The 18,116-nt window shown below is 72.1% G+C and carries 16 protein-coding genes; 11 read left to right on the top strand and 5 right to left on the bottom strand.

Going from position 1 to position 18,116, the window contains the following annotated elements:
• Positions 1-37: 37 nt before the first annotated feature.
• Both F6W97_RS35600 and F6W97_RS35595 read right to left on the bottom strand, forming a co-directional pair.
• Complete coding sequence (locus tag F6W97_RS35600; protein WP_155374978.1) at positions 38-1,288, bottom strand: cation:proton antiporter; 1,251 nt, start codon at positions 1,286-1,288, stop codon at positions 38-40.
• Positions 1,289-1,293: 5 nt separating this feature from the next.
• On the bottom strand, positions 1,294-1,776 hold the full coding sequence (locus F6W97_RS35595) for a cation:proton antiporter regulatory subunit (protein ID WP_155374977.1): 483 nt from the start codon (positions 1,774-1,776) through the stop codon (positions 1,294-1,296).
• Positions 1,777-1,933: 157 nt separating this feature from the next.
• Between F6W97_RS35595 and F6W97_RS35590 the strand changes: the two genes are divergently transcribed.
• From F6W97_RS35590 to F6W97_RS35565, 6 genes are all read left to right on the top strand, one after another.
• A complete protein-coding gene (locus tag F6W97_RS35590; protein ID WP_196279470.1) occupies positions 1,934-3,175 on the top strand; it encodes an MFS transporter in 1,242 nt (413 codons plus the stop codon).
• A 56-nt stretch (positions 3,176-3,231) separates the two neighbouring features.
• Positions 3,232-4,491, top strand: coding sequence for a M20 metallopeptidase family protein (locus F6W97_RS35585; protein ID WP_155374975.1), 1,260 nt, complete (start codon positions 3,232-3,234; stop codon positions 4,489-4,491).
• Positions 4,492-4,664: 173 nt separating this feature from the next.
• The gene (locus tag F6W97_RS35580) at positions 4,665-7,436 is read left to right on the top strand and encodes a sensor histidine kinase (RefSeq protein ID WP_196279469.1); all 2,772 of its coding nucleotides are present in this window, start codon (positions 4,665-4,667) and stop codon (positions 7,434-7,436) included.
• A 2-nt stretch (positions 7,437-7,438) separates the two neighbouring features.
• On the top strand, positions 7,439-7,843 hold the full coding sequence (locus F6W97_RS35575) for a roadblock/LC7 domain-containing protein (protein WP_155375109.1): 405 nt from the start codon (positions 7,439-7,441) through the stop codon (positions 7,841-7,843).
• Complete coding sequence (locus tag F6W97_RS35570) at positions 7,840-8,247, top strand: DUF742 domain-containing protein (RefSeq protein WP_230687247.1); 408 nt, start codon at positions 7,840-7,842, stop codon at positions 8,245-8,247. Before F6W97_RS35575 ends, F6W97_RS35570 begins: the two co-directional genes overlap by 4 nt.
• A complete protein-coding gene (locus tag F6W97_RS35565; RefSeq protein ID WP_155374973.1) occupies positions 8,228-8,815 on the top strand; it encodes a GTP-binding protein in 588 nt (195 codons plus the stop codon). The genes F6W97_RS35570 and F6W97_RS35565 overlap by 20 nt, the downstream gene beginning before the upstream one ends.
• A 172-nt stretch (positions 8,816-8,987) precedes the next feature.
• Here F6W97_RS35565 and F6W97_RS35560 read toward each other — a convergent pair whose 3' ends face one another.
• Positions 8,988-10,946 (bottom strand): M28 family peptidase, encoded by a 1,959-nt coding sequence (locus F6W97_RS35560; protein ID WP_456236813.1) that lies wholly within the window; start codon positions 10,944-10,946, stop codon positions 8,988-8,990.
• Between the two features lie 132 nt (positions 10,947-11,078).
• On the opposite strand from F6W97_RS35560, the gene F6W97_RS35555 reads away from it, so the two are divergent.
• Together F6W97_RS35555 and F6W97_RS35550 are read left to right on the top strand one after the other, a co-directional pair.
• Positions 11,079-11,663, top strand: coding sequence for a cadmium resistance transporter (locus tag F6W97_RS35555; RefSeq protein ID WP_230687246.1), 585 nt, complete (start codon positions 11,079-11,081; stop codon positions 11,661-11,663).
• 121 nt (positions 11,664-11,784) lie between these two features.
• Positions 11,785-12,321, top strand: coding sequence for a pyridoxamine 5'-phosphate oxidase family protein (locus tag F6W97_RS35550; protein WP_155374972.1), 537 nt, complete (start codon positions 11,785-11,787; stop codon positions 12,319-12,321).
• On the opposite strand, the gene F6W97_RS35545 is transcribed toward F6W97_RS35550, so the two are convergent.
• On the bottom strand, positions 12,306-12,869 hold the full coding sequence (locus tag F6W97_RS35545; RefSeq protein ID WP_155374971.1) for a DUF4352 domain-containing protein: 564 nt from the start codon (positions 12,867-12,869) through the stop codon (positions 12,306-12,308). The two genes, F6W97_RS35550 and F6W97_RS35545, sit on opposite strands and share 16 nt — an antisense overlap.
• 153 nt (positions 12,870-13,022) lie before the next feature.
• Between F6W97_RS35545 and F6W97_RS35540 the strand changes: the two genes are divergently transcribed.
• Both F6W97_RS35540 and F6W97_RS35535 read left to right on the top strand, forming a co-directional pair.
• On the top strand, positions 13,023-14,288 hold the full coding sequence (locus F6W97_RS35540) for an MFS transporter (protein WP_196279468.1): 1,266 nt from the start codon (positions 13,023-13,025) through the stop codon (positions 14,286-14,288).
• Between the two features lie 65 nt (positions 14,289-14,353).
• Entirely contained in the window at positions 14,354-14,947 is a 594-nt protein-coding gene (locus F6W97_RS35535; RefSeq protein ID WP_155374970.1) for a pentapeptide repeat-containing protein, read from the top strand.
• Positions 14,948-14,955: 8 nt separating this feature from the next.
• Here F6W97_RS35535 and F6W97_RS35530 read toward each other — a convergent pair whose 3' ends face one another.
• The gene (locus F6W97_RS35530; RefSeq protein ID WP_155374969.1) at positions 14,956-16,581 is read right to left on the bottom strand and encodes a glycoside hydrolase family 43 protein; all 1,626 of its coding nucleotides are present in this window, start codon (positions 16,579-16,581) and stop codon (positions 14,956-14,958) included.
• A 279-nt stretch (positions 16,582-16,860) separates the two neighbouring features.
• Between F6W97_RS35530 and F6W97_RS35525 the strand changes: the two genes are divergently transcribed.
• Positions 16,861-18,116 (top strand): extracellular solute-binding protein (locus F6W97_RS35525; protein ID WP_155374968.1); only part of this gene is annotated, 1,256 nt, incomplete at its 3' end.

Here is an 18,116-nt window from a genome sequence, read left to right as displayed (position 1 = left end):
AGGCCGACGTCTGTGTAAGGCGCGAGCCGCGCCCGGGTCAGGCCTGGGCGGGGGAGGCGTCGGGGTCGGGGCCCCGCTGGGCGGGCAGCGGAGCGGTGTCGGACGGGGCGCCGGCGGCCGCTTCGGCGGCACGGCGGCGACGGCTGATCCGGTTGATCAGCGGCTCGACGCCGCGGGCGGTGAGCGGGCCGAGCACGGCCAGCATCAGCACGTACGCCGCGGCCAGTGGACCGAGCTGCGGTTCGATGCCCGCCGCGACGGCCAGTCCGGCGATGACGATGTTGAACTCGCCACGGGGCAGCAGCGCCACCCCGGCGCGCAGCCGGCCCGCGACGCTGATGTGCGCCCGTTTGGCCGCCCACCAGCCGGTCGCCATCTTCGTCGCGATGCCCGCCAGCGCCAGCAGGATGGCGATGCCGGCCACCGGCGGCAGTGCCGTCGGGTCGGTCTGCAGGCCGAAGAAGACGAAGAACACCGCCGCGAACACGTCGCGCAGCGGCGTGAGCAGCTCCCGTGCGGTGTGCGCGAGCGGCCCGGACAGCGCGATGCCGACCAGGAACGCGCCGACCGCGGCGGAGACCTGCAGCTGCTGGGCGACGCCGGCGACCAGCACGGTGAGGCCGAGCACCTTGAGCAGCAGCACCTCGGAGCTGGGCGAGGCGACGAACTTCTCCACGTACCGGCCGAACTTCAGCGCGACGACGAGGATGACGGTGATGGTCAGGCCCGCGATGCCCAGCGTGGTCAGGCCGGTCACGAAGCTCGCCCCGGCCAGCATCGCGGTCAGGATCGGCAGGTACATCGCCATGGTCAGGTCCTCGAAGACCAGCAGCGACAGCACGATGGGCACCTCGCGGTTGCCCAGCCAGTTCAGGTCCGCCAGCACCTTCGCCGTGATGCCGGACGAGGTGACGTAGGTGATGCCGCCGAGCGCGACCGCGGCCACCGGCCCCCAGCCCAGCAGGAACGCGACGATGACGCCGGGCGCCGAGTTCAGGACCAGGTCGACCAGGCCGGCCGGGGCGTTGTGGCGCAGCGTGCTGACCAGTTCGGGCGCGGTGTACTCCAGGCCCATGGTGAACAGCAGCAGGATGACGCCGATCTCGGCGCCGGTCGCGGCGAAGTCGCCCGCGGAGTCGATGGGCAGCAGGCCGCCCTTGCCGAAGGCGAGCCCGGCGAGCAGGTACAGGGGGATGGGGGAGATGCCGACCCGCAGCGACACCGCGCCGAGCAGGCCCAGGGCGAGGATGACCGCGCCGATTTCGATCAGGGTGATGGCTCCGTGCATACGCGTCAGCCGTTGTTGAGGATGTCGGTGACCGCGGCGGTGCCCTCGGCCGTGCCCACCGCGACGGCGAGGTCGCCGGGCTGGAACACGAAGTCGGGGCGGGGGCTGGCGAGGATCTCGCCGCCGCGGATGACCGCGACGATGGACGCGCCGGTACGGGTGCGGGCCTGGGTGTCACCGAGGGTGCGACCGTCGAACGGCGAGCCCGCGATGACCGGCACCTGCACCGTCAGCAGGCCGACGACCTGGCGGCGCAGGTCGGCCAGGCGCTCCACGATGCGGGAGGTGCCCAGCAGTTCGGCGATGCCGTTGGCCTCGTCGGTGTTGAGCGACAACGTCGCGACGGCCGTGTCCGGATCATCAGGGTGGTAGATCACGATGTCCCGCCTGCCCGAGACGTGCGACACCACGGCCGCGTGCTGTCCCCGTTTGGTCTGGAACTCGTGCCGCAGCCCGATGCCCGGCAACGCGGTCTTCTCGACGTCCAAGGCTCAAACCTCCTGTGCGTGATCGACTGAGGTAACCCTACCCAATCGATAGGTAACTGGTCTACACGCATATTGCCCGTTACGCCGCCAGGGCGGACATAGTCGCAGGTCAGTATGCGGTTGACTTCAAGTGCGCTTGATCCGCCAGGATCGCCGGGTGACTGCGTACCCACTGCTCGACCAGCTCGGCCTGCCCCGGACCCGCGGCAATGGCCGCCTGCTCGCGGCACTGGCCGTCGACGCCCTGGGCAACGGCCTGTTCGCGCCGTTCCTGCTGCTCTTCCTGAGCCAGTGGACCGGCGCTAGCCTGGCCGTCGTCGGCGCCGCCGTCACCCTGGCCCGCCTGGTGGCCCTGCCGCTCGGCGTGCTCGCGGGCCCGCTCACCGACCGCCTCGGCCCGCAGCCCACCCTGGTCGCCAGCGGCCTGCTCCAGGCCGCCGGGATGGGCGGTTTCCTGCTCGCCGCAGACGTGTGGCAGATCGCGGTGTGCGCGCTGCTGGCCGCCGTCGGCGACGCCGCGTTCTGGGTCGCGATCCGGTCGATGACCGCCGCGGTGGTCGACGTGCCGGACCGGCCGCGCTGGCTGGCCGCGCAGATCGCACTGCGCAACGCCTCCTTCGCCGCGGGCGGGCTCACCGCCGCGCTGGCCGCGACCGCCCCCGGCCCGCGCGTGCTGCCCGCGCTCGCCGCCGTCAACGCGGCCAGCTTCGTCGCCCTCGCCCTGCTGATCGGCACCTGGCGGCCCCGCCTCATCCCCCGCGAGCAGGCCGCGTCCGTCGAACCGGGCTCGTTCCGCACCGTGCTCCGCGACCGGGTCTACCTGCTGTACGTGCTCGTCAATCTGCTGCTGGTGCTCTGCATGGCCATCCCCGGCCTGCTACTGGCGATCTATGTGTCACAGGTGCTGGACGGCCCGCTGTGGCTGGTCGGCGTCCTGTTCACCATGGAGACCGTGCTCATCGCGGGCCTGCAGACGGTGCTCGGGCGGCTGATGGAACACCGCCGGCGGACCGCCGCGCTGCGCTGGGCGGCGGTGGCCTTCGCCGCCTCGTTCGCGGTGTACGCGGCCCTGCCCGGCGTGCCGGGACACCTCGTCGCGCCGGGCCTGATCCTGGCCATGCTCGCCGCGACGGCGGCCAACCTGCTCGAAGGCCCTTCCGGCATCGGGCTGGTCACCGACGCCGCCCCCGACCACGTGCGCGGCCGGTACACCGCCGTCTACCAGCTGTCCTGGAACATCGGCAAGGCGCTGAGCCCCGGACTGGCCACCTGGTTGCTGGCTCGCGGGCCGGCGATGCCGTGGCTGGCGCTGATCGCCTGCTGCGCCGCCGCCTACCTCCTGCTGCTGCGCCTGGGCGCCCTGCTGCCGAAACGGGTCGACCTCCCGGTGGCCCGCTAGCGCGTGCCCCGGCGCGAGGCCTGTCGCAGCCGTTCCCGGTCGGATAACGTGCCGCCATGTCGACCCTCGCCTCGCCCGCCTCCACCACGGGCGCCACCGCCGCCGCCGACTCCGCCCCCGATGACTCCGGCTTCCGGGCCGCCGTCCAGGACCACGCCGACGACCTCATCGCGCTGCGCCGGCAGGTGCACCGCCGCCCCGAGATCGGCCTGCACCTGCCGCAGACCCAGGCCGCCGTGCTGCAGGCACTGGACGGGCTGCCCCTGGAGGTCACCACGGGAAAGGCGCTCAGCTCGGTGGTCGCCGTGCTGCGCGGCGGCCTGCCCGGGCCGGTCGTGCTACTGCGCGGCGACATGGACGCGCTGCCGGTCACCGAGCTGACCGGGCTGGAGTACGCCTCCGAGGTGGACGGCGCTATGCACGCCTGCGGGCACGACCTGCACGTGGCGATGCTGGCCGGCGCGGCCCGGCTGCTGTGCGGGGTACGCGACCGGCTGCCCGGCAGCGTGATCTTCATGTTCCAGCCCGGCGAGGAGGGGCCCGGCGGGGCCGAGCCGATGATCGCCGAAGGCCTGCTGGAGGCCGCGGGCGAGCACCCGGTCGCGGCGTACTGCATCCACGTGCTGTCGGCGCTCGAGCCGTTCGGCCGCTTCTCCACCCGGCGCGGGCCGATGCTGGCCGCCGCCGACACGCTGAAGGTGACCGTGCGCGGGGCCGGCGGCCACGGCTCCGCGCCGCGGTTCGCCAAGGACCCGATCCCGGCCGCGTGCGAGATGGTGACCGCGCTGCAGACGTTCGTCACCCGCAGCATCGACATCTTCGACCCGGCCGTCATCACCGTGGGCAGCTTCCACGCCGGCACCGTCGAGAACGTCATCCCGGCACAGGCCGAGTTCGCCGCGACACTGCGCTCGTTCTCCCCCGCCACCCGGGAGCGGGTCCGGCAGGGCGTGCTGGACCTGGTGCACGGCATCGCCTCCGCGCACGGGCTCACCGCCGACGCCGACTACCTCCCGGGCTACCCGGTGACGGTGAACGACGGCGGCGAGGCCGAGTTCGCCGCGAGCACCGCCGCGGAGCTGTTCGGCGACGACCGCTTCGCCTGGACGGCCAACCCGACGGCCGGTGCCGAGGACATGTCGTACGTGCTCGAGCAGGTGCCGGGGGCGTTCGTCTTCCTCGGCGCCTGCCCGCCCGGCCACGACCCGACGACCGCGCCGCTCAACCACGCGCCGCAGGCCCGCCACGACGACGCGGTGGTGCCCGACGGCGCGGTGCTGCTCGCCGAGCTCGCCTGGCGCCGTCTGTCGCGTTAGGACGTCGGTTTAGGAGAGTTCACCGAGGCTTTCCGGCGTATCGCACAGGGGGTGCGACGCCGTGGCGGCCGCGTCGTGTTGAGTGCTGGATGTCAGTCACCTTGCGTGGCGGTCATAGCACCGACAGGCGCGGACCGTCGCGGTCGGCACCCTCTAGCGTCGGTGGGAAAGTGATGAGCTCCCGGACCTCGAACCTGCGGGCGAAGATCGCCTTCCTGCTCGCCTCGCTCGCCGCGCTCTGGGCCTTCGCCGCGTTCGTGACCATGCGCGAAGGCCTCAACCTGTTCTGGATCAGCACCCTCGACCAGGAGGTGGGCCGCCCCACCGACTCGCTCGTCGCCGCCCTGCAGGCCGAGCGGCGCATCTCCGCCGTCGTGCTCTCCGCGGCCGGCGACGACCACCGCACCGAGCTGGCCACCGCGCGTGCCGCCACCGACGCCGCCGCCGCACGCTTCCGCGAGTCGGTCCGCGGCACCACCGCGGGCTGGGCGGCCACCCCGATCGCCGAGCGCAACATCGCCGAACTGGGCCGGATGCTCGACGGCCTCGGCCCGGTGCGAGCCGACGTCGACCAGCGCAGCGCCGAACGGGCCGCCGCGGTCGCCTACTACACACAGACCATCGGTGTCGGGTACCGCATCTTCGCGACCATCGCCAGCTTCGACGACCAGGCCATCAACGACCAGCTCAGCCACCTGCTGATCATGTCCCGGGGTCGGGAGCTGCTGTCGCAGGAGGACGCGCTGATGTCGGGCGTGCTCGCCGCGGGCCGCTTCTCCGCCACCGACGCGGCCGAGTTCGCCCAGCTCGTCGGCGCGCAGCGCAACATCCGCGCCACCGGCCTGGAGGGCCTGCCCGACGACGCGGCGATCTACTCCCCGGTGCTGGAAGGCCCCGCGCTGACCCGGCTGACCCAGCTCGAGGACCTGGTCGTCGCACGGGCCAGACCGGGCGAGGCGCCGCCGGTCAGCGCCGCCGACTGGCGGGCCGCGTTCGACCCGGCGCTGTCCGCGGTGGCACAGCTCGACATCGACCTCGCCGAGGCGACCATCGAACGCGCGAAGGGCCCGACCATCCTGGTCATCGTGCGGCTGATCCTGGCCGCGGGCCTGGGCCTCATCGCCGTCGTCGCCTCGATCGTGCTGTCGATCACCACCGCGCGGGCCATCGTGACCCAGTTGCGCCTGCTGCGTGACGCCGCCGACGACCTGGCCACGGCCCGGCTGCCCCGGGTCGTGCAGCGGCTGCGGGCCGGGGAGGAGGTCGACGTCGTCGCCGAAGCGCCGCCGCTGGCCTTCGGCAACGACGAGATCGGCCAGGTCGGCCAGGCGTTCAACGCCGTGCAGGAGACCGCGATCCGGGCCACCGTCGAGCAGGCCGAGCTGCGCCGCAGCGTGCGCGACCTGTTCCTGAGCCTGGCCCGGCGCAGCCAGACGCTGGTGCACCGCCAGCTCACCATGCTCGACGCGATGGAGCGCCGCGCCACCGACGCCGCCGAACTCGACGAGCTGTTCCGGGTCGACCACCTGGCCACCCGCATGCGCCGCAACGCCGAGAACCTGATCGTGCTGGCCGGGGCCGTGCCCGGCCGCGGCTGGCGGCGCACCATCCCGGTCGTCGACGTGGTCCGCGCCGCGGTCGCCGAGGTGGAGGAGTACCCCCGGGTCAACGTGCTGTCCAGCGACGCCGCCGGGCTGGCCGGGCACGCCGTCGGCGACGTGGTGCACCTGCTGGCCGAGCTGATGGAGAACGCGCTGGCGTTCTCGCCCCGGCACACCCTGGTCAACGTCGGCGGCTCCGCGGTCGGCGCCGGTTACGTGATCGAAGTCGAGGACCACGGCCTGGGGATGACCGCCGCCGATCTGGAACAGGCCAATGCCCAGCTGCACGAACCCGCCGAGTTCCTGCTCACCGGCACTCCGCGGCTCGGCCTGTACGTCGTCGGCCGGCTCGCCGAACGTCACCACATCAAGGTCCGGCTGCAGCCTTCGCCGGGCGGCGGCACCACCGCGATCGTGCTGCTCCCGTCGAGCCTGGTCTCGGACTCCTGGACGCCGGTCCCCGGCGGCGACAGCGGCGAGCACCGCGTCGTCACCGCGACCGTGTCGCAGCCGGCCGCCGAGCGCGAGGTCCGCGGCGACGACAACGACAACGGCGACCGCCGCGCCGCCCTCACCGCCTCGGCGCAGCCTTCCGGTGCGCTGCCGGTCCGCACGCCTCGCCCGGCGCCCGAGCGGCCGCAACGGGAGCCCGAGGGCGGGGTCGAGACAGCCGTGCCGGTCGGGGGGCAGGCCGAGGCCCGAGTCGACGAGACGGTCGGGCGCGAGGCCGAGCCGCTCGTGTCGGCAGGGCCCGGACCAGCAACCGAGACCGCGCCGCCCGCGTCCGGCCCGGCCACCGTTCCCACGCCCGCCCTCGCCGCGACCCCAGCCGCCGCCACCGCCGCCCCTGCCGCCGCGGCCGCCCGGGTCAACGGGTCCACCTCGGACGCCGGCCTGAGCGGCGTCGCGGTGCCCGCCCCGCGCGGCCCGGTCGAAGGCACCGTCTACACCCCCTCGGGTCTGCCGGTGCGCGCCCGCCCGGCGGTGCCCGCGGTGCCCCTGACCGACCATCCGGCCGAGGCCGTACGGGTGGAGGAGGAACCCCCGGAGTCACCGCCGGGAGTGGAGTTACGGCTGACCACCGCCGCGTCGCGCGAGCCCGAGCCGGCGGCCGTCGACCTCGCCCCGGCACCCGCCGAACGCCCGGCCTCCCAGGTGTACAGCCTGATCGCGGCATACCAGCAGGGCAGCCGGCGCGGCCGGCTCGCCGCCGAACAGATCGCCACCGAACCCCGCGGCTCGGGCGAGCCCGAGCCGGAGCCCGAGGACCGGCCCGCACTGCCGCGACGGCCGAGCCCGCGCACAGCGCCGCGGCACGAGGAAGGGCAAGGCGGAGGGGAATGACCGTGGAGCAGAAGACGAGAGCGGCCGACCTGGCCTGGCTCACCGACGATTTCGTCGAGCGGGTGGCGCAGGCCCAGAAGGCCATCGTGCTGTCCGCCGACGGCCTGCTCATGGCCGCGTCCGCGGAACTGAGCCGGGAGGACGCCGAGCACCTGGCCGCTGTCGCCGCGAGCATGTTCGGCCTGGCCCGCGGGGCGGGACGGCGCTTCGGCAAGGGCAAGGCCCGCCAGGCGATCATCGAGATGGACGGCGGCTTCCTGTTCGTCACGGCCGCGGGCAACGGCGCCTGCCTGGCCGTGGTCGCGGGCAAGGACGCCGACGCGGGCCTGGTGGCATACGAGATGGCGATGCTCGTGGTGCGGGTGGGCCAGTATCTGACCGCACCGGCCCGCGGCAGCCACCCGTGAACGTGGCACAGCCGCTGCAGCCCGACGGCCTGCCCGGCGACGGGCTGCTGTGGGTCGACGACGAGGCCGGGCCACTGATCCGCCCGTACGCGATGACCTCCGGCCGGACCCGCCCGCGCCACGGCGACCTGGACCTGATCGCGGTCGTCATGGCGACCCGGCCCACGTTGCCCTCCGACGGCGGCCTGGGCTCGGTCTACGCCGAGATCATGGCGGTGTGCCAGCGGCCCGTGTCGGTGGCGGAGATCGCCTCGTACCTGCGACTGCCCGCGGGCACGGTGCGGGTGCTGCTCAGCGACCTGCTCGAACGCCGGCTGGTCCGGCGGCGCGTGCCCGTCAACGTCAACCAGCTACCCAGCCCGGACATTCTCAAGGCGGTCATCGATGGCATCCGAGCCCTATGACGACGAGGGCGGCATTCCGGCCGCCTTCAAGATCCTGGTGGCGGGCGGGTTCGGGGTCGGCAAGACCACGCTGGTCGGAGCGGTCAGCGAGATCTCGCCGCTGCTGACCGAGGAGCTGCTCACCGACGAGAGCATCGGCGTGGACGACACGGTCGGGGTGGAGACCAAGACGACCACCACGGTCGCGCTCGACTTCGGCCGCATCACCATCAACGACGACCTGGTGCTGTACCTGTTCGGCACGCCCGGGCAGGAGCGCTTCATGTTCGTCTGGGACGAGCTGGCGTTCGGGGCCATCGGCGCGGTGGTGCTGGCCGACACCCGGCGGCTGGAGGACGCGTTCGGCTCCATCGACTACTTCGAGCAGCGCGGCACCCCGTTCGTGGTGGCGGTCAACTGCTTCGACGGCGCGCGGGTGTACCAGGCGCAGGAGGTGGAGCAGGCGCTCAACCTCGATTCGCACGTGCCGGTGCGGCTGTGCGACGCCCGCCGCCGCGAGTCGGTCAAGGATGTCCTGGTCACCCTGCTGGAGCAGGTGATGGCACAGGGGGCACACGCCGCGGGCTGAAGCGGTGACCCGCCCGACGCGCCGCAGGAGGGGCGGCGCGCCGGACGGTCATCTGCTGCGCCCGCGGTGGCGGGGCACGGCGGCGCCTGGGGGACGCCGTGCCCCGTCGGGGGGCGCCGCTGCCCCGGGCGGTGCGGGCCCGGGGCAGCGGAGTTCCCTCAGCCGACCGTGGTCACAGGGTCAGCGTCCAGCTGTTGATGTAGCCGACGTCGCCGGACGCGGCGTCCTGCACCCGCAGGTTCCAGGTGCCGTTGCGCACCTCGGTCGACAGGTTGGCGGTGAACGTCTGGTCGATGTTGTCCGTGCTGCCGCCGGCCCGGTTGTGCAGCACGTACGCGCTGCCGTCCGGAGCCACCACGCTCACCACGAGGTCGCCCTTGTACGTGTGCACGATGTGCACCTCGACCGTGGACGTCGCCGACGCGTTGCCGGTGCAGCCCGAGATCGTGATCGGGCTGTTGACGGTGGCCAGGTCCGTGATCGTCACATCGGCGGCGTTGGTGCCGCTGCAGCCCGGCGGGAGCGCCCCGCCCAGGTTCAGCGTCCAGCTGTTGATGTAGCCGACGTCCGAGGGGCCCGCGTCCTGCACCCGCAGCTTCCAGGTGCCGTTGGCGACCTCGCTGGACAGGTTGACCGTGAACGTCTGGTCGATGTTGTCCGCGCTGCCCCCGGTCTTGTTGCGCAGCGTGTAGAGGCTGCCGTCGGGGGCGACGAGGCTGACGATCAGGTCACCGACGTACGTGTGCACGATGTGCACCTCGACGGTGCTGCCCGCACCGGCGTTGCCGGTGCAGCCGGTGATCGCGATCGACGACTCCACCGTGCCCTGGTCGATGATCGTGACGTCGGTCGGGTTGGTCGCCGAGCAGCCGGGCGGCCCGGCGACGGTCAGCGCGAACGTCGTGGTCCGGGTCGCAGCGCTGCCGGTGCCGGTGACGGTCACCGTGTACGTGCCGACCGGGGTGCTCGCGCTGGTGGCGATGGTCAGCGTCGAGGAGTTGCCCGAGGTGACGGTGGACGGGCTGAACGACGCGGTCGCCCCGCTGGGCAGGCCGGACGCGGACAGGGCGACCGACTGGGCACTGCCGTTGGTGACGGTCGTGCCGATGGTCGAGGTCACCGAACCGCCGGCCGTGGTGCTGCCGGACGCCGGGCTGGCGGCCATGGAGAAGTCGTTGCCCGCGGGGGTGCCCACGGCGAGGGTCCACACCGCGTACGCCGAGGCGTCGGCGGCCCGGTTCAGCACCGTGTCGCTGATGTTGGACGGGAACGTGTCACAGGAGGCGTGGTAGCAGGGGTCGTAGTCGCCGGTCGTGCCGCCCCACTTGGTCACCTGGGCCGAGGTCTTGTTGGCGCTCGCGCCGGCCGCGATGCCGCTGGTCTGGATACCCGCCGCGTTGAACGAGGCGTCGTCGGAGCGGCCCGCGCCCTCGACGTTCTCCTCCGGGTTCAGGCCCGGGAAGTTCGCGTCGTAGTAGGCCTTGATGGTCTGGCCGAGGCTGCTGGTGATCCGGTTGATGAAGTAGCCGCCGTTGGTGGAGGCGACCATGTCGAAGTTCAGGTACCCGGTGATCTTCGCGCGCTCGGTGGACGACAGCGAGTTGACGTAGAACTCGGACCCGTTGAGGCCCTGCTCCTCGTCGGTCCACCAGCCGAAGCGCACGTGCTTGACCATCGTCGGGTTCTGCTCGGCCAGCGTCAGCGCCAGCTCCAGCAGCATCGAGGAGCCCGAGGCGTTGTCGTTGATGCCCGGCCCGGCGGACACGCTGTCGAGGTGCGCGCCCAGCATGAGCACCTGGTTGGCGTCACCGCCCGGCCAGTCCGCGATCACGTTCGGCCCGGCGCCGCTGGTGCAGCCCGAGGTGCAGGGCTGCTTGACGACGCTGTACCCGGCCGCGGTCAGCGCGTTGAAGACGTAGTTCACCGACGCGGTGTAGCCCGCCGTGGTGGACCGGCGGGTGTTGCCGTTGCTGCTGGCGATCGTCTGGAACTGCTGCAGGTGGGTGCGGATGTCGGTGAGCGAGATGTCGGGCGGGGCCAGGGCGAGCGCCGGGGCGGCCGGGATGGCCACGGCTCCGGCGAGCGCCATGGACAGGACAAGAATGCCGCGGATGATGGGGTTTCTTCTCACGCCGTACTCCTCGGGATCGAGTGCGCCGGGGTTGCCGGTCCTGAGGAGGATAGAACGTTAAGTAGATAGATTTGAATAGGTGGAACTCGACACGCTGGGTGACCGGCCGTCCGTGGCCTTAGGCTTCGGTCCGTGGATCACCTGTGGGCGACGCTCGGCGCGGCGGTCGCGCTGTTCGCGGGCACCAACGTCGACGACCTGATCGTGCTCACCGTGCTGTTCCTGAGCAGCCGCACCACCGGCCGGCCGCGCCGCTGGGAGATCTGGACCGGCCAGTACACCGGTATCGCCGCACTGGTCGGTGTCTCGGCGCTGGCCGCCGCAGGGCTGACCGTGGTGCCCGACCGCTGGGTGGGCCTGCTCGGCCTCATTCCACTCCTGCTGGGCGTACGCGCCCTGATCCAGACGCTGCGCTCCCGGGGCGACGGCGGTCCTGCGCCCGCCGTGGCGACCACGGCGCTGGCCGTGGCCGGGGTGACCGTCGCCAACGGCGCGGACAACATCGCCGTCTACACGCCCGTGTTCCGCACCGTCGGCGTCACCGACAGCCTCGTCACCGTCGCGGTCTTCGCCGTCCTCGTCGCCGTCTGGTGCGCCGCCGCCGCGTGGCTCGGCGCTCACCCCCGCGTCGTGGCCTTCATCGAGCGCTACGGCCACTGGCTCGTCCCCGCCGTCTTCATCGCCATCGGCCTGCTCATCCTCGTCAACCTCGCCTAGCACGAAGGAAGGGCACCTTCTTATCGCTATGCGATGTAGAAGGTGCCCTTCCCATCCTCTCGGCGAGGCCGGGGAGGCCAGGGCCGCGCGGCCGGCGCGGTGGGACGTGCGAGACTCGATCATGGCTGTGACGAACCCCTGGCTCGCCGGGCCGTCGCCCGCCCGGCGGCTGCCGCGCGAACGGCTCTCCGAGCGCATCCTCAACCTGCTGTCCTCGCAGAACATGTGCGTGCTGGCGACCACCGGCCCGGACGGCCCGCTGGCCACCCCGGTGCGCTACTACCACCTGGACTTCGCGCTGATGTTCACGGCCGTGGCGACCTCACCGAAGATGCGCAACCTCGCCGCCGACCCGAGGGTCTCCGTCGGCGTGTTCGCGCCACTGGTCGGCCAGGCCAGCAGCCGGGGCGCGCAGGTTTTCGGGCAAGCCCGCTCGCTGGACCGCGGCGACGCGGAGTTCGACCACTACTGGGAGGCCTTCCGCTGGCAGAACGACCACGTCGAGCGGTCCCGCCCGCTCGACGAGCCGCCCGCCGGGCCGCTGGTGGTCATCGAGGCTGAGCGCATCGTGTACACCGAGCACTGGCTGCGCCGCGACGGCTACGCCCCGCGCCAGTTCTGGCGGCGCGACCCGGCCGGCGGTCAGCCGGCCCAGTAGCCGCGCACGTCGTTGGTGATGTCGGGGCGCAACTGCACGCGAACCCCGTCGGCGGCGTCTTTCGGCACGTCGAACACGACCACCCCGCCCGCCTTCTCCCCGGCGTTGAGGGTGACCGACTGCATGCCGGCGTCGAAGCCGAACGGCAGCACCGGCTCGAACAGCGTGCCGTCCACGGCGACCAGCGCGAAGTCACAGAAGCAGGCGTACGTCTTGCCCGCCGTCACCTTCACCTCGACGGTGATCGCGACGAACAGGCCCTTCTTCGGGCGCACCAGCACGCTGTCCGGCGCGACGGTGTGCCGGGCCACCTTGCTGACCGTGTACGCGACGCGGTTGTCACCGAGGCCGCCGCTGGTCTCGATGCTCTGGCCGAGTTTCGCGGTCGGCGCGGACCCGGGCGAGGCGACCGGTGCGGACGCGGCCGGGGTGCTGCCGGTGACGCTCGACTGCTGCGGCTTGACGCCGCAGGCCAGGCCTACGGCGGCCGCGATGACCAGGGTGACGGTCAGCACAGGGTGGCGCAGGCCAGGTCGAGGGGACGACATCGTCGCATCGTAGACGGCATGCTCTGCGCCGGTCGACGGCCCGCGACCGGCGGAAATACGTTGCCGAGTCCCTGACGGGCTCCTAGCCTGGGCTGTCACCAGCAGGAACGCGGCCGCATCCGCCCGTCCTCGACAGTCGAGAAGAGGATCGTCATGGGGTCGCTGATTCCCGCCGTGCTGCGCGAGGAACGCCAGTTCGCCCGCTACTTCTACGGCCAGGCGCTGTCCATGGTCGGCGACCGGATCAGCTTCGTCGTGGTCCCGTTCGCGGTGCTGTCCATCCCCGGCGCGGGCGCGGCCGAGGTGGGCCTGGTGAGCGCGGCGACGCTGGTGCCGTTCCTGGTGTTCGCGCTCGCCGGCGGCGTATGGGCCGACCGGCTGCCCCGCCAGCAGGTCATGCTCGTCTCCGACCTGGTCCGCTTCGTGACCCAGGCGCTGGTCGCGGCACTGCTGCTGGCCGGGGTCGCGCAGGTCTGGCACCTGGTCGTGCTGATGGCGGTGTTCGGCACCGCCGACGCCTTCTTCGCGCCCGCCGCCGGTGGGCTGATGCCGCTGATCGTCGGCTCCGATCGGCTGCAGGAGGCCAACGCACTGCGCGGCCTGGTCATGTCGACCGGCCTGGTCGCCGGCCCGGCCCTGGCCGGTGGCCTGATCTTCCTGCTCGGGCCGGGTGGCGCGATCGCACTCGACGCGCTGAGCTTCGCGGTCAGCGCCGCGTTCCTGGCCCGGCTCACGCCGCGGGCCGCGGACCCCGCGGACGCGCCGCAGGGCGGCTTCTTCGCACAGCTGCGTGAGGGTTTCACCGAGGTCAGGTCGCGGACCTGGGTGTGGTCGATGCTTGCCGCGCTGTCGGTGTACCACGTGGTGGTGCTGCCGTCGGTGTTCGTGCTCGGGCCGGTGCTGGCGGAGCGGGAGTTCGGCGGCGCGGCGGCCTGGTCGGTGGTGGTGGCGGCGTTCGGTGTCGGCTCCATCGTGGGCGACGTGATCGCGATGCGGGTGCGGATCAGCCGCCCGCTGGCGGTCGCCGCGGCCGCCCTGGCCGTGGCGTCCTGCCAGGCGGCGATCATCGGGGCCGGTCCGACCATCCCGGTGATCGCCGCCCTGGAAGCCGTGACCGGCGTGGCGGTGTCGCTGGCGTTCACGCTGTGGGAGACGTCCCTGCAGGCGAACGTGCCGCAGGCGGCGTTGTCGCGGGTCAGTTCCTACGATTACCTGCTGACCGCGGGCCTGATGCCGCTCGGCCTGGCGGTCGCCGGGCCGGTCGCGCAGACGATCGACCTGCGCCCGACGCTGTACGCGATGACGCTGCTGGGCGTGCCCGCCGCGCTGGCCCTGCTCGCCGTCCCATCGGTCCGCCGCCTGCGCGCGCCCGAGCCCGCCGCCCCGGCCGTCACGGCGGCCGCTCCCACCGCGGCTTGATCTTCGCGTGCCACCGCCGGTCCGGGCGGCGGCACGCGAAGGCGGCGGGCGGTTAGGGTGGCCGGGTGGCTGAGGTGACAGAGGACGCGAGCTTCTCCGGCGAGGACTGGTACGGCGACGAGCTGGCAGACCGGCACTTCCTGCGGTGCACCTTCCGCGACGTCGACATGACCGAGCTGTCCAGCCGCAACGCGGTGTTCGAGGAGTGCGTGTTCGGCAACGTCAAGCTCAACGCCTCCCGGCATGCCGACAGCGCGTTCCTGCGCTGCCGGTTCCTGCGCTGCAACCTGTTCGAGGCCGAGTTCGCCGGGTGCAAGCTGACCGGCAGCGTGTTCGAGCAGTGCACGCTGCGGCCGCTGCGGGTCACCGGCGGCGACTGGTCGTTCGTCAACCTGTCCGACGCCGACCTGCGCGGCGTCACCTTCTCCGGCGTACGCATGCGCGAGGCCGACCTGACCTCCGCGCTCTGCGACGGCGCGACGATCAGCGCCGTGGACCTGTCCGGGGCGCACCTGACCCGGGCCAAGTTCAACCGCTGCGACCTGCGCGGCAGCGACCTGACCGCGGTGCATCCGAACGAGGTCGAGCTGCGCGACGCCGTCATCGACGCCACCCAGGCCGTCGTCATCGCCCAGGCCCTCGGCCTGCGCATCGGCTGACCGGATCTTCAGCGCTCCAGGTAGGTGGCGTGGTCGAAGTCGGCGTACGCGCCGTCGGCGCCCAGGTCCTGCACCCACAGGCCGAGGAACGCCCCGGTGAAGCCCCAGGCTGCGGGCTCGCCGTCGACCTCCCGGGCGGCGTGCTCGTCGGACAGGATCGTCGCGTCGAACGTCGCCGGCAGCTCGGACCAGCCGACCCCCGTGTGGTACGCGAAGCGCAGCGCGGGCCCGTCGAACTCCACGCGCAGCCCGACCCGGTCCACCCCGGTCACGTCGACGGTCAGCTCCTGATGGGCGGTGCGCTTACCGCTGTTCGAGCTGAGCACCTCCAGCGTGCGCCGTCCGTCGTCGGCCCGGGTCAGGTAGGCGTAGTACCAGTTCTGGGTGTTGTAGTAGCCGGTGATCCCGGCGAGCTGCCGGTGGTCGGCCGGATCGAACTCGACGACGGTCTCCAGGGAGCAGTGGGTCGCGCCGACGCGGCGGGCGACCAGGCTGGGGGTCTGCTTGCCGACCGGTGACTGCCCGCCGTAGACACGCAGGTGGGACGGGCGCGAGCGCAGGTCGACCCAGTCCGGTGTGGCCGGACGCCGCAGCGTCGACCAGCACGCGCCGAGTTCGGGCGCGTCGAAGTGGTCGGTGGCGGGTTCGGCGGGCCACGGGTGTTCGGGCAGGCCGGGTGCGGCGATCTCGTCGGCGGGGACGCCGCCGGGGATGCCGGGCCAGCCGCCGGGTGTCCAGTCGACTTTCTGGATGGCGGTCTCGCGGCCGAGCACGCAGTTGCCCAGCGGGGTGTAGGGGCGGCCGACCAGGTGGGCGAGGTACCAGTCGCCGTGCTGGGTCTGCACCAGGCTGCCGTGTCCGGCCTTCTGCAGTGCCAGGTCCGGACGCCCGACCGAGGTCAGCAACGCCCCGGCCGGGTCGACCTCGTACGGCCCGAACAGGTCACGGGAGCGGGCCACCGTCACCTGGTGGTCCCAGCTCGTGCCGCCCTCGGCGGTGACCAGCCAGTACCAGCCGTCGTGGCGGTACAGGTGCGGGCCCTCGGTCAGCCCCGCGGCCGTGCCGGTGAAGATGATGCGCCGCTCGCCGACCAGGCTTCGCAAAACGCGGTCGTACTGCTGGATCTCGATGCCGCCGAACCGGTTCCGTCCCGGCCGCCAGTCGGCGCTCATGTTGAGCAGCCACGTCGTGCCGTCCTCGTCGTGGAACAGCGAGGCGTCGAAGCCGTGGGCGTGCAGGCGCACCGGGTCGGACCAGGGGCCGGTGATGTCGGGGGCGGTGATGAGGTAGTTCTGGGGGTCCCAGTAGCCGCTGGCGAAGCTGGCGACGTCGCTGTAGACGAGGTGGAACTGGCCGTCGTGCCAGGTGAGGTCGGGTGCCCAGACGCCGTTGGAGTCGCCGCAGCCGCGCAGGTCGAGCAGGCGGCGTTCGGTGACGATGCCGCCGAGGGCGCGCCAGTGGACGAGGTCGCGAGAGTGGTGCACGCGTACGCCCGGGTACCACTCGAAGGTCGAGGTGGCCAGGTAGTAGTCGTCGGCGACGCGCAGGATCGAGGGGTCGGGGTGGAACCCGGGCAGGATCGGGTTGCGGATCGACCGGGCGGCGGTGGCCACGTCTGCGATCTCGGTCGACATGTGTTCTCCTCTGCTGCGCCTGGTCCCTCCGGCGAACCGCCGACCTTCCGGAAACAGGCCGATAGAACAGGTCCACGGGTGGCGATATTCTCGCTCACGGTATCTGTTCCAGTAGAGATGCGACAGCCCTTGACCTACCGCGTGCACACGTCGTAACGTGCGCGCCATCAAGCGAAAATACCGGCCCCCGGGCAGAAACTTTCGGGCCGGCTCCGGGCACCTCCCGCCGACTCGTTCGGCACACCCGAGCACCTGATATGTATCGCGAAGGGACGGCTCATGACAGCGCACCTCTCCCGCAGATCGCTGCTGGGCATCGCCGGTGTTGGCGCCGGCGCTTACCTGCTCGGCGCCTGCGGCGGCGACGAGCCCACCAATCCCGACGGTCCGCAGACCATCAACTGGTGGCACATTCAGAACACCGAGCCGATGCTGCCCGTGTGGGCGGCGATGGCCAAGGAGTACGAGACCGCGCACACCAACGTCAAGGTCCAGATCCAGCCGCTGGAGAACGAGGCCTTCAAGGCCAAGCTCACCACCGCGACCCAGGCCGGATCCCCGCCGGACCTGTTCCAGTCCTGGGGTGGCGGCGTGCTTCAGCAGCAGGTCGACGCCGGGCTGGTCAAGGACATCACCGAGCAGGTGCAGCCGTGGATCGGCAGCCTGCTGCCGGCGTCGCTGCAGCCGTTCACGATCGACGGGAAGGTCTACGGGGTTCCGTTCGACGTGGGCATGGTCGGGTTCTGGTACAACAAGGACCTTTTCGCCAAGGCGGGGGTCACGGCGACGCCGACGACGTGGGCTGAGCTGCTGACGACGGTGTCGACGATCAAGAGCAAGGGCATCGTGCCGATCGCGCTGGCGGGCAAGGAGAAGTGGCCGGGGCATTTCTACTGGGCGTACCTGGCTATGCGCATCGGTGGTCTGGGAGCGCTTCAGCAGGCGGCGAAGGACAACAACTTCGACACTCCGGACTTCATCGCCGCGGGTGCGCGGTTGAAGGAGCTGGTGGATCTGCAGCCGTTCCAGAAGGGTTTCCTGGGGGCGGAGTACGGCTCGCCGGATGGTCAGGCGGCGACGATGGGCAACGGCGGGGCGGCGCTGGAGCTGATGGGGCAGTGGGCTCCGTCGGTGCAGGCGTCGAGCTCGACGAGTAAGAAGGGCCTGGGTGACAAGCTGGGTTACTTCGCGTTCCCGGCGGTCGAGGGCGGCAAGGGGACCGTGGCGGAGGCGTTCGGTGGCGGCAACGGTTTCGTGGTCGGCAAGAACGCCCCGGCCTCGACGGTGGACTTCCTGAAGGTGCTGCTGGACGTCGCGAACCAGCGCAAGTCCGCGGCGACGGGTGCGGTGCTGCCGACGGTGAAGGATGCCGCGGACGCGATCAAGGATCCGAACAGCAAGGTCGTCGCGGCGAGCCTGGCCAGCGCGACGGGGTTCCAGTTGTATCTGGACCAGGCGTATCCGCCGGCCGTCGGCCAGCAGGTCAACGACAGTGTCGCCGAGCTGGTCGCCGGTTCGAAGTCCCCGGAGCAGAT

The organism is Catellatospora vulcania, assembly GCF_009720385.1.
GTDB lineage: Bacteria > Actinomycetota > Actinomycetes > Mycobacteriales > Micromonosporaceae > Catellatospora > Catellatospora vulcania.
Note: the sequence above shows the minus strand (reverse complement) of the source record. Positions and strands in the feature narration are given on the sequence as shown.